This is a genomic window from Embleya hyalina, from assembly GCF_003967355.1.
GTDB lineage: Bacteria > Actinomycetota > Actinomycetes > Streptomycetales > Streptomycetaceae > Embleya > Embleya hyalina.
Genome location: NZ_BIFH01000034.1, coordinates 1 through 10,999, shown reverse-complemented (window position 1 = coordinate 10,999; position 10,999 = coordinate 1). Strand labels below are relative to the sequence as shown.

At 70.0% G+C, this 10,999-nt stretch carries 9 protein-coding genes and 1 pseudogene; 7 read left to right on the top strand and 3 right to left on the bottom strand.

What is annotated here, in order from left to right; translation table 11 throughout:
• Window positions 1-61: 61 nt before the first annotated feature.
• Complete coding sequence (locus EMA17_RS36170) at window positions 62-661, bottom strand: DUF6461 domain-containing protein (RefSeq protein ID WP_126641425.1); 600 nt, start codon at window positions 659-661, stop codon at window positions 62-64.
• A gap of 744 nt (window positions 662-1,405) precedes the next feature.
• On the opposite strand from EMA17_RS36170, the gene EMA17_RS36165 reads away from it, so the two are divergent.
• Window positions 1,406-1,852 carry a hypothetical protein gene (locus EMA17_RS36165; protein WP_126641424.1) on the top strand — a complete coding sequence of 149 codons (447 nt, stop codon included), beginning with the start codon at window positions 1,406-1,408 and terminating at the stop codon, window positions 1,850-1,852.
• A pseudogene (locus tag EMA17_RS56130) lies at window positions 1,795-2,127 on the top strand (ATP-binding protein); the annotation flags it as partial. The gene EMA17_RS36165 and the pseudogene EMA17_RS56130, both read left to right, overlap by 58 nt.
• A gap of 489 nt (window positions 2,128-2,616) precedes the next feature.
• Here the strand turns inward: EMA17_RS56130 and EMA17_RS36160 are convergent.
• Both EMA17_RS36160 and EMA17_RS36155 read right to left on the bottom strand, forming a co-directional pair.
• Entirely contained in the window at window positions 2,617-3,015 is a 399-nt protein-coding gene (locus EMA17_RS36160) for a PIN domain-containing protein (RefSeq protein ID WP_126641423.1), read from the bottom strand.
• Window positions 3,012-3,287 carry a ribbon-helix-helix protein, CopG family gene (locus EMA17_RS36155; RefSeq protein WP_126641422.1) on the bottom strand — a complete coding sequence of 92 codons (276 nt, stop codon included), beginning with the start codon at window positions 3,285-3,287 and terminating at the stop codon, window positions 3,012-3,014. The genes EMA17_RS36160 and EMA17_RS36155 overlap by 4 nt, the downstream gene beginning before the upstream one ends.
• A gap of 611 nt (window positions 3,288-3,898) precedes the next feature.
• Here EMA17_RS36155 and EMA17_RS52130 point away from each other — a divergent pair.
• The 5 genes from EMA17_RS52130 to EMA17_RS36135 all read left to right on the top strand — a co-directional run bounded on the left by EMA17_RS52130 (window position 3,899) and on the right by EMA17_RS36135 (window position 9,239).
• A complete protein-coding gene (locus tag EMA17_RS52130; RefSeq protein WP_160161690.1) occupies window positions 3,899-4,048 on the top strand; it encodes a hypothetical protein in 150 nt (49 codons plus the stop codon).
• 442 nt (window positions 4,049-4,490) lie between these two features.
• Window positions 4,491-5,918: an ATP-binding protein gene (locus EMA17_RS36150; RefSeq protein ID WP_126641421.1), complete on the top strand. Its 1,428-nt coding sequence runs from the start codon at window positions 4,491-4,493 to the stop codon at window positions 5,916-5,918.
• A 756-nt stretch (window positions 5,919-6,674) separates the two neighbouring features.
• On the top strand, window positions 6,675-7,016 hold the full coding sequence (locus EMA17_RS36145) for a hypothetical protein (protein WP_126641420.1): 342 nt from the start codon (window positions 6,675-6,677) through the stop codon (window positions 7,014-7,016).
• Window positions 7,013-7,528, top strand: a complete 516-nt coding sequence (locus tag EMA17_RS36140; RefSeq protein WP_126641419.1) for a GNAT family N-acetyltransferase — start codon at window positions 7,013-7,015, stop codon at window positions 7,526-7,528. The genes EMA17_RS36145 and EMA17_RS36140 overlap by 4 nt, the downstream gene beginning before the upstream one ends.
• 469 nt (window positions 7,529-7,997) lie before the next feature.
• Window positions 7,998-9,239, top strand: coding sequence for a site-specific integrase (locus EMA17_RS36135; RefSeq protein WP_126641418.1), 1,242 nt, complete (start codon window positions 7,998-8,000; stop codon window positions 9,237-9,239).
• Window positions 9,240-10,999: the final 1,760 nt, after the last annotated feature.

Here is a 10,999-nt window from a genome sequence, read left to right as displayed (position 1 = left end):
CTGAGCGAACAGGGCGGGTGTGTGATCGTCAATGAGGGCAGAACACACCCGCCCTTCCGTTTCATTCGTACATGACCGGAGCCGCTAGGAGTCCTGCTGTGAAGATGTCAGGAAGGGGCAGGGCGAGGGAAAATTCCTCCTCCGCCATCCGCAGAATATCCTCCCATGGGGACTCCGAAGGGAACGGGCCGTTTCCTCCGAAGCCCAGTCCCACGCGCTGCAGGGCCGACTCTAATCTCGCGGGATCGCTTCCCGAGGCCGACAAGGGATATTTCGCCATGAATGCGCAGATGATATCTGACTCCCGGGCGTAGCCGAACCCGGAGATTCCTCGAATGGTTCGATATAGGCAGATGGCCTCTGTGTTCGCCGCCACCCCCTTCATAATCTCAGGGCGCTGGCCATAAATGCTGCCGTCTTCTATTGCGAAAGCCCAATCTCCGGCCATTCCGGCACGAATCATGATGCGAAGATTGTCATCGTCGTACTGTTGGGACATGAAATCTGCCGCATCATCCGATGTCATGGGAGATGCTTCGTCGACGGCGCAGCCCATGCTCGCGAGAAGTTCCATCGGGCTGAACCCGCGCGCAAAAGTGACGCAGTAGTCCGGATCCAGCGCCTCAGTTCCCGCCAGCCATCGAACTCCACTCAGAGTCATTCGTCCTCCCAAGGCATATCATGTCGTGATCATTATGGTGGACGGCGGCACGCGCAGGTGGCCTCGAGCGTTCGGTCCTCGTCAGTTCACTGACGAAGGCTCTGCGCTTTTGAGGTGCGACTGTTCCACGGTCCGGGGTATTCCCATGGCCAGATTGTCGCGTCGGATGGGTGTCATGTTCCACCTCTTCGGGGTTTTGTGGCGGTTCGTCAGGATGATGGGCCCAGGTTTCAGATGGGTGCGACGAGGACGGTCGCCAGTTCGCTGACGGCCCGTTTCCGCTGTCCGGGGGCGTTGATTTGGTTTTCGGGTGTGGTTGTGAGTGTGTGTTGGGGTGGGGGTGGTTGGTCGTCGGTCGGGTTAATGCGTGTTGTGGGTGTTTGTGTGCTGGTCGGGGTGTGGAGGTGTGTGATCGTTTCGACTGTCACGGGCGTGACCGTCGATTGACGTCGGGTGCCTGACACAAGCGGGTTGTTCTGTCATGGAGTTGCCCGTTCCTGTGTCGGGCCCCCGATGGTGCGGGTGTGCTTGCCGGTATGGCGAGGGATCGTTCTTCGGTTTCGGTACGTCCTGCTGCCGGTGCCTCGGATATGGCAATGTTGCGGCCGCTGGTGGTGCGGCGTCTGCTCGCGGTGGCGGAAGCGGGGGGTGTCTCCCGCGCGCATGTGGCGGTCGCCGCCGAGGCGGTGGGGTGTCGGAGCGTACGGTGTGGCGCCGGCGTGGCGTCGGCACGCGGGTCGGGTCGTGCGGGTCCCGCCGGGAGGTCGGCGTTTCACGCCGGACGACGCGCTCTGGTCATGCCTGTCGGATCTGGGCGGGAACGTGAGGGCGTTCCACCGCTGGATGTGTGACAGGGCACGGCAGGACGCCGAGAACGACGATGTTCCAGTGGCCCCGGTGGTGTCGTTGACGACGCTGTATCACGCGGTGCGCCGAGGGCTTCGCGTCGGTCGCGTGCTGGAGATCGCCCGACCGGTTCGGCGTGCCGCCGTGGATGATCACGGCCGTGCGTTGGCGGAGCTCGCGCTGCCGGGGACGGTGGACGAGCAGGGCCGACTCGCATCGCCGGCCTTGACCGTCGAAGCCGACCATGGGGCCGATCCGATCGCGCAACCGGCACCCCGGGTGATGGTGTGCGCCTGTACACACCCGGCGCGCACCCGGTGTCTACGCGCCAACTCGGCGCGGTGACCGAAGCCCTCGTCCACACCGTCGCCGCCCACGGCATCCTGTGCGTGTACGGCGACCCCGGCCACGGCAAGACGATCGCACTCCACCAGGCCCTGCGCCTGCTCCCGCGCCGCGTCCCGATACACCGCGCCCTGGTCGCGGTGAAACCGGCCATGCCCCGGTTGCGGGCCGCGCTGCTCACCGCGTTCGGCCTGCCGGCCACCTCCTTGACGAACCGTACCGACGCGGCCGACCGCACACTCCTGGAAGCCCTCGAGCCTCCGGGCGTGCTCGTGATCGACGACGCCGGCGCATCGCCGCCCCCGCGTGGGACTACCTGCGCCTGTCGGTCGACGCCCCCCGCCACCCACACCAACCCGGTGCCGTGCGGCGCGGGCGCCGAACGCACTCTCGCCAAGGCCCCGGCGTTGGCCTCACGTGTGCTGAGCCGGCAGCACACGCCGCGCTTCGACATCTCCCAAGTCCCGTTCTTGCCAAGGCTGTTGCATCCCCTGTGGGACGTCGCGAACGACGAGGGCCTGCTCCGTACCGACCGCAGGCGCGCGGAGGAACCTCCGGACCTGGCCGCGCGCGAGCCTCACACGAGGTCCTCGCTGAACAAATCCGCGAGTTCCTCCGCGTCCTCGCCGTGCCGGCCGCGCCCCGCCTCGATCGCTTGTCCCGGCCGCACGCAGCGCCTCGGCGCGCGCCCGACGTGGGTACCGACGGATTCCCCACCGATGCGGCTTCGGTTGCGGCCGGCGGGTCCGAGGGGGTCGTCACCGTTACCCGAATCCGAGCATGCCGGGGGAGTCGATGTCGACGGTGACGATGCCGGGTGGGTAGGCGTCCTCGTGGGTGGTGAGGAGGATGGACATGCCGGTGAACTCGGCCCGGGGCAGGGCGCAGTACAGCGCGTGGCAGGTGTCCGCCCCGCCGAGGCCGTCGCGGATCATCGTGCCGACCGCCACCGACGCGACCGTTTCCAGGGGGTCGACGTTCACGCTCGACAGCGCCAGGACCCGGTGGGCGACGCCCTGCGCGTCGGCCTCGGCCTGCACCAGGCACAGCGCGGGGACGACCAGGTGGTCGCCGGGGGTGCGGGCCATGTTGCCCGCGAGCAGGCCCAGGGTCTTGTGGCCGGTGGCGAGGGCCTTGACGGCGCCGGTGTCCAGGATGATCACGCGCGCGTCTTCCGGGCCTTCTCCGCGGCGATCCGATGAATGTTGCCGAGGATGTCGGGCGCGTCGTCGAACTCCTCGTCCGTGATCGGCACGCCGATCACCGAACGCACCGTCTCCCGGTCCGCGGCCAGACGCTCGGCCCGCTGGGCGGCGGTGGGCTGCTCGGCGGCCAACGCCTCGACCAGTTGACCGATGCTCAGCCCGCGTTCCCTGGCGAGCTCGGCGAGATGGTCGCGGGTCTCGCGCGGCACCTGGATCGTCGTCGACGTCATAGCACCACTATAGGCACGCTACAGACGCGATTCCGCGACTTCCGACATCTCCGATGCGAGCGGATGCCAAGGCCCACCACCGAACCCCTACCGAACGTCTCCGACCGCACGGTGTGGCGCCGGCCGCAGATGCCACCACGACACCCGCCACCGCCGCCTCCGCGGACGCCCGCTGCGGCAACGTTTGTGCGATCCACCGCGAACTCCTCGTCCGAGCCCGTACGGTCACCCGCCGGTCCGGGGACGACGGCCGGCGACCGCGCCCCGCCGGCGTCGCCCGCCTCGCCACCGAGCGGTACATCGCTCCCGGGCGGCGCTCCGCTGGCAGCCGTGCCGTTGCCGGACCCGGTGCCGTCGCTGTCGACGTTCCTGCGCGCGCCCGGCGCGACCGGGACCGCTACGACCGCGCCCCGGCCGCGCTCGCGGACGTGCGGACGGTGGTGTTCGGCCGCCGAGTAGGCGGATCGATGTGTCGGACCGCTGGAGCATGGACGAAAGGCCGGACGACGGCGCCGCGGTGTGGGTGCACGTGGCGTTCGACCCGGGGGGACGGCGTACGGGTGCGTCCGATGGAACTGCCGACGTTCACTCGCGTGTGGCAGCACTGAGAGGTGCCGGTCGCGTTTCGCCGCGACGATCCCGAGAGCGTTCTGCTGTTCCCATGGGTCCGCGCCTGGCGGATGGTGGTGGCGTTCATGCCCTCCTTCGGCGGGCTGTGCTTGGTGTTCGCCTTCAACCTCCTGTTCCTCCTGCCGCGGTGACAGTTGCGGCCGGGCTCGCGAAACGGCCCGGGCCCCGCACGAGGCGAGCGGCCTCGTCGGGATGTGAACCGGGGTCGCTCGTTTCCGTCGTCCCATCGGGACCAGCGCTCGGCGCTGCCTGGTCCGGTCGTCCCACCGCGAACCGGCTCCCGCCTGCATGGGTCTGAGGCCTTCGTCCGGGCCCACCGTGTTGCCGCGGCCGGCCTCGGCCTTGCGGACGCGCGGCGAGAGTCCGCGTCGACCGGCGCGGGTGTCGCGTCCGTCGATCGGTCACGACGCGCCGGTCGGACGTTTTCCGCAAGGAGTGCGGCCCGCCACGTTGCCGCCCCTCATCACCGGCCGGCTGCGCCTGGAGCATCATCGTTGCCCCACACCCGTCACATAACTATCATTGATGTAAGTTTCGTCCATGAAACAAACATCGATGTGAGTGAAGGTCGGGATGACGGAGTTCATCGGACGTCAGCCGCAACTGCGGCGGTTGGACAAGATGCTGCGCCGCGTGGAACGACAGGCCGGGCCGGGCGGCCGGCCGGGGACGGCGTTGTTGATGCGCGGGCGGCGTCGGGTGGGGAAGTCCCGTCTCGTGGAGGAGTTCGTCGATCGCGCCGGCGTGCCGATTGTGTTCTTCACGGCCTCGACCCGGACCACCCGCGAGGAGATCGACCTGTTCGTCGCCGAGGCCGCAGCGTCCGACCTGCCCGGCGCCGCCCTGTTCACGGGCGCGCACCCGGACGGCTGGGACGCCGCGCTGCGCCTGCTGGCCGCAGCCCTGCCCACCGACGGCCCGAGCATCGTGGTGTTCGACGAGATGCCGTACCTGATCGAGAAGGACCCGGCGTTCGAGGGCACGCTGCAAAAGCTCTTCGACCGCGAGTTGTCCCGCAAGCCGGTGCTGCTGATCGGCATCGGCTCGGACCTGGCCGTGATGGAGGCGATGGGCACCTACGGACGCCCGTTCTACCAGCGCGCCACCGAGATGGTCGTCCCCCAGTTGAACCCGCGCGAGGTCGCCGCCATGCTCGATCTTCCCGCGGCAGAGGCCTTCGACGCGTACCTGGCCACGGGCGGCCTGCCGCTGCTGTGCGCGGAATGGGAACCGGGCACGGACACCGCCGGCTACCTCGCCACCTGCCTGGCCGACCCACTCTCGGCCCTGGTGGTGTCGGGGGAGCGCAGCCTGGCCGCCGAGTTCCCCACCGAGGCCCAAGCGCGCCGGGTCCTGGAGGCGATCGGCAGCGGCGAACGCACCTTCACCAACATCGCCCGCGCCGCCGGCGACATCCCCGGCGCCAGCCTCACCCGCGCCCTCGCACTCCTGACCCACAAACGCATCGTCGCCGCCGAGACACCCCTGTCGACCAAACCCGCGAACAAGGACACCCGCTACCGGGTCACCGACCCCCATCTACGGCTGTGGCTGGCCTTCGTGGGCCCGCACCTCGCCGAGATCGAACGCGGCCGCGGCGACCGCGCCAACCGACGCCTGCGCGCCTCGTGGAGCAGCTGGCGCGGCCGCGCCGTCGAACCCGTGATCCGAGAGGCCCTCGCCCTGCTCCCCCCCGAACGCCTCCCACCCGGATGCGAAACATTCGGCGGCTACTGGACCCGCACCAACGACCCCGAGATCGACATCGTCGCCGCCGACCGCGCCCCCATCGCCAAACACGTCACCGCCGTCGGCTCCATCAAATGGCTCGAAGGCCCGTTCGACCACCGCGACCTGGCCGCACTGACCGTCCACCGCGACCGCCTCCCCGGAGCCGGCCCCGACACCCCCCTCATCGCCGCCAGCCGCTCCGGCATCACCACCACCCAAGGCATCGACTACGCCTACGGACCCCAAGACCTACTCACCGCCTGGGAGTAGCGAGGACCCCGAGCCCGCGTCCAGCCCCCACCGGGCGTGCCGCACGCACACCCGGTCCCACCGCGCCGCGTACCGAACCACCCGTACCGTCCCACCGATACGCCGCGCACACAGCCGACACCCGAACGCCACCGGCCCCCCGCCACGACGCCACCCGCCCCAACCCTTGCGACCTGCCCGACTGTCCCCCTACCACCTCGCCCACCCCCCGACCTCGGGACGGCTGCGTCCGCCCTTCCGGGTGGTGCCCCGGTGTCCGCCGTGCCGTTGCCGGCACCGGTCCCCTCGCTGCTCCGTGCGGTGCGTCGGGATCCGACCGCGGGGGAGCGGGCAGGTCTGCGCGCGGGCCCCGAGGCCGCTCGCGCCCTGGACGTGTTCGCCCGGCGCCCGCCCACGTGGCGCAACCACACCTGGGAAGCCGACCACGTCCAAGCCCCCCTCACCGTCGACGCCGACGGCACCCCGTGCGCCCGCACGTCACCTGGTTCATCGACACCACCACCAAGGTCGTCACCGGTGTCGCCGTCACCCCCGGCCACCCCACCCGGACGTCGATCCCCACCGCCCCGCGCGTTGCCGTGCTCCGCGACGACCCCTACGGCCCCGCCGGGGGAGCCCCGGAGAACCTGCGGATCGACTGCGGCAAGGACTTCCTCTCGACCACCGTCACCACCGCCCTCCCGCCCTCCTCCGGAACCCGTGCACGGCCACAGGGCATTTCTCGAAAGCCGGCTACGAACCGGCCCGCTGAGCGCGGTGTCGGTGGACGCCGCCGGTAGCGTCCGCCGGATGAGTATCGATACGACCCTCGGCGCCGAGATCCGCATCAAGCTTTCCCCCGAAGCGGTGGAGCGTGTACGGGAGTTGATCGGCCTCGGGCTCGCCGCGTCGGTCGAGGACCATGTGGCGGATTCGGTTCGCAACCGCCTCGCCGGGTTCCAGGACCTCACCACCGGCCGAACCGAGGGAACGGGTGGTGCCCAACCGCCTCACGTGATCCGCGATCGGACAACCGGGCCCAAGGAAACACCACCTGCATCGGCTCTCGCGCGGCCGGTGTGCGTACGACGTGGTTCGTGTTCTACCCTCGCGTCATGATTCGCTCCGCTGCTCCTGCGGACGGGTTCGCGATCGGCCGGCTCAAGGTGCGGGCGTGGCGGGCGGCGTACGCGGGGTTCATGAGTCGGGCATACCTGGACACGCTGGACGCGGTCGAGGAGGCCGAGGACTGGGCCGAGTACCTGGCCGACCTGCCGGGGGAACACCGGCTGTGGGTCGCGGAGGAGGCAGGGGTCGTGGTCGGCTTCTGCCGTACCGGACCCGTCGACGAGGGCCGGGACGCGGATCTGGGGCACGCGGCGGCCGAGATCCTCGGCCTCTACATCGAGCCGGATCGCATCGGGACGGGCCTGGGCGGCAGGCTGTTCCGGCACGCCGTGGCCGACCTCGAGGGGCGCGGTCGTCGCCCCCTGTGCGTGTACGCCTACGAGCCCAACATCTCTGCCATCGCTTTTTACGAGCGGGCCGGCTTCGCCCGGGACGGCACCACGCGGCTTGACGAGGAGGATGGTACGGCCGTCGTCGAGGCACGGCTGGTGAAACGGACGTAGCACCGCTCGTCGTCCTCGACGAGGCACAGTGGCTCTCCAGCGACCAATGCAGGACGACGTCTCCACGCGTGTTCGGCCCGCGCCGTTCCCGCCGGGAAACACCCCCGCACCCGCAACGACCACACCCTCGGCCCAGCCGGTGATCCCGCCGCCGGCCGACAGCGCCCGAAGTCGTTGTCCCGCCTGCCGCAACCTGCGCCAGCTGCGCACCGCGACCGGCCGCTGCGCCTGGTGCTCACGCGTGTGCCCGGGCTGTGGAGGCGGCCGGCGGATTGAGGACGAACACTGCGCTGCGTGTCGTCGCCGCGCGGCGAATCGTCCCGCCCGGGGCCCGTGCCTGCGCTGCGGCCGCCGTCGCACCCTCCAGCCCCACACCCAGAGGTGCAACCCGTGCACGAACGCCGACCCCGCCGACGAAGCCCCGCCCTCGTGTACCACCTGCGGCACCACCGGCCAGTGGGCCAAAGGCATGTGCCACCGCTGCTACCCGCGCTCGCCCCACACCGTCCTGGCGCGCGCCGCCACCCTCACCCAACGCCTCCCGCACGTCCCGTCCTGGTGGGACGACTACGCGGCGCACCTGACCACCCACCGCAACCCGATGTTCGCCGCCGATCTCGTCGCCCGCACCGCCCGTCTTCTCCTCGCCACACCCGGAGCCGAATCGACCGACCCCCACACCGTCCTGGCCCGCGCCCACACCCACGCCCCCGAAATTCGCCCCGCCCTCGCCGACTTCTTCCACGCCCACCACCTCATCGACCCACCGGCCGACCCCACCCACACCCGCGCCACCGCCCGCCGGGCGAAGCGCATCCACGCCGTCCCCATCCCGCTGCGCCAAGCCGTCGAGGAATTCGCCGACGCCCTGATGTCGCGCCGCGACCACGCCCCCACACTCGGTCTGCAGCCCGTCAAGCTCCGCACCGTCGAGGTCCGCCTGGACACCGTCCGCGACCTCGCCCAACACCTCCACGCCCAAGGCCACACCACCTGGGCGAGCGCCACCACCGCCGACCTGGAAGCCTTCCTCGCCCGCAACCCGGCGCGCCGCGCAGCGTGGCTGGCGGGAATGCGCCAGTTCTTCGGCCACGCACACCGCACCGGCCACACCCTCCACGACCCCACCGCGCCGCTGACCGCGTCCCAGAACCGCGGCTTCAAAGGCCCGAGCCTGACCCTGGACGACCAACGAACCCTCTACCGCCGCTGGGTTCTCAACCCCGACGACGACGTCCACCCCCACGAGGCGTTCATCGGCCTGGCCGCCCTCCTCCACGCCGCGACCATCACCGAACTACGCCTGATCACCGACGACGGCATCGACACCACCAGCCGGACCCTTCACCTCCCCGCCCGCCCGGTCGCCACCCCACTGGACGACGCGACATGGACCGCGCTGCACAACTGCCTACGCCATCGCACCCGACTCGGATCGACCAATCCCCACCCGCTGATCACCCGCCGCACCCGCACCACCCGGACCCCACCCGGCGCGGCGCACATCCGCGAAGCCCTCGCCCCCGTCGGCCTGCTCCCACAGATCCTGCGCTCCACCCGACTGCTGACTCTCGTCCAGCACCTCGACATCGAAATGCTCACTGCAGCCCTGGGCATGTCCTACTCCGGCGTCACGCCCTACCTCAACCCGCAACCTACGTATAGACCCCGACCCGTCCCGCGATCCGCACATCCCAGCTCAAGACCGTGACGCCCAACGAACCAGCTTGCCCTGCTCCGGCAGCCGAACGACACGAGTTTGCGCACGCAGCCGACGTCCAGGCGTCCGGCGGCGTACCCCCTGCGTTGAACCACATCCCATTTGCCCGACCCGGTAGTCGTGATCGTGCTCGTCGCGTGCGCCGAGCGGGATCGTCACATGACCCTCCGCCGGCAGGAACCGCCGCGCGGCGAACTACCCGCGGATCCAGTCCCATCAGTCGGGCTCGATGACCCGTAGCCGCACGAAGTCGTCGACGACCGCAGGGCCGCGGGGGCCGGAGAACGCAGAAACGGCTGCGTCTCCGCCTCCACGCCCCCGGCCCGATCCCACCGGCCCCGTCGCGCCCTCGACAACCCCACCCAAGCCCTCGGCAACTCCCGCATCGCCGACCGCTGCGCCGGGCGTCACCGCGCCGTTGCCGACCGCACCACCCGTGTCGTCGTCGGTCCCGTCGACGATCGCCCGTGCTGCGCCATGTGCGCTGGCTTGGGGGACACCCGGGGGAGTGCGGATGACCGCGCCGACTCGAGGCGAACAATCCTGTTGTCCTTGAGCGGTCGTCCGGGCCCGTGTCGGCCCGGCCCCGACGGTGTCGTCCGCTGCGCCGTGTGTGGTCGCGGTGGCAGGCCATGTCGTCCTGGTCTCTGCCGGTTCGGGTCGTGTGGTGGTGTGGTGGTTTGTTGTCTGGTTTCTGTGGTGGGGTTTCTGTGTGGTTTTCCTTACGACATGCGGTGGGAGGGTGTGGGTTCGTCGGTGTCGCGGCGCGTCGTCCTGCGGCGTTGTTCGGGCTCGGTTGCGGGCCGTGGCGGAATCGGAGCGTGAGGGCCGCAGGGGCGTCGGGCGGCTTCCTGTCGGGCCGTCCTGGTGGTCCGAGGCGGGGCTCGCGACACGGTGGAGGCCTGTTCGCTGCGCCTGGAGGTCGGTGCCGGTTCGTTTGGTGTGGGGGAGTGGCGTAGGGGTTGTGGAGTTGCGGTTGGGTGTCGTGGTGGCCGTGTGAGGATGTCGTGGGTCGGTATGACGGGTGTGCCTGGTCGCGGCCGTGCAGGGCGCCGTTCGTGTCGTTTGGATGGTTTCCGGTGTCGTGGAGACGACGTCCTGCAGGGCAGCGTCCCGCAACCTCCCATGCGTGCCCGGGAGTTGGCCGTGCCCGGTCCGTCGTGTGGGTTGGGGCGCTGTGCCGAGTGGAGGTGGTTGCTCTGCGGTGTCCCGATTCCTGCCCGGATTTTCCTTACAACTTTCGGGCTTTTCGATCGGGGCCGCCTGGGGTTGTCGTCCCGTTGCAGGGCCTTCGGTGGCGGAGATCGGGCATCGAGGGCCCGAGGGGCCGTCCAGGGGGCTTGTCGGGGGTTCCCGGTGGTGTCCCGGGCGGGCTCTGATGGCCGTGGAGGGCCGGTGCGATGTATCCGAGGGGTGAGTGCCGGCTCGGCCCGGCGGGCGCGATGGTGGGGCCGCGGAGCGGACCGTCCGATGTCCCCGGTGGGGCCCGTGGATTTCCCCGAATCGTACCCGGGTCATGTTTTGATGCATGGTCTTGTCCGTAGTGTGGTTCCCACCTATATTGGAAGTGGCCGGCCGGTGGTGAAGTCGCCTGTTTCCAATGATGGTTGGCGATGACGGTTCCAAGTCCCGTGGTGTTGTGAGGTGTTGGTTCACTCCAGGGTCGGCGTCCCGGCCCCGGAGTGAACGCAGTCCCGGATGCGAACCTATTTGCTGCCAGCGCAGTTCCTGAGCAAGGTGGTCGGGAGTCG

What these genes read in the sequence shown, in the direction of transcription:
- EMA17_RS36170 (WP_126641425.1), bottom strand. Translation starts at nt 661, where the DNA reads ATGACTCTGAGTGGAGTTCGATGGCTGGCGGGAACTGAGGCGCTGGAT.
- EMA17_RS36155 (WP_126641422.1), bottom strand. Translation starts at nt 3,287, where the DNA reads ATGACGTCGACGACGATCCAGGTGCCGCGCGAGACCCGCGACCATCTC.
- EMA17_RS36150 (WP_126641421.1), top strand. Translation starts at nt 4,491, where the DNA reads ATGACGGAGTTCATCGGACGTCAGCCGCAACTGCGGCGGTTGGACAAG.
- EMA17_RS36140 (WP_126641419.1), top strand. Translation starts at nt 7,013, where the DNA reads ATGATTCGCTCCGCTGCTCCTGCGGACGGGTTCGCGATCGGCCGGCTC.
- EMA17_RS36135 (WP_126641418.1), top strand. Translation starts at nt 7,998, where the DNA reads ATGTGCCACCGCTGCTACCCGCGCTCGCCCCACACCGTCCTGGCGCGC.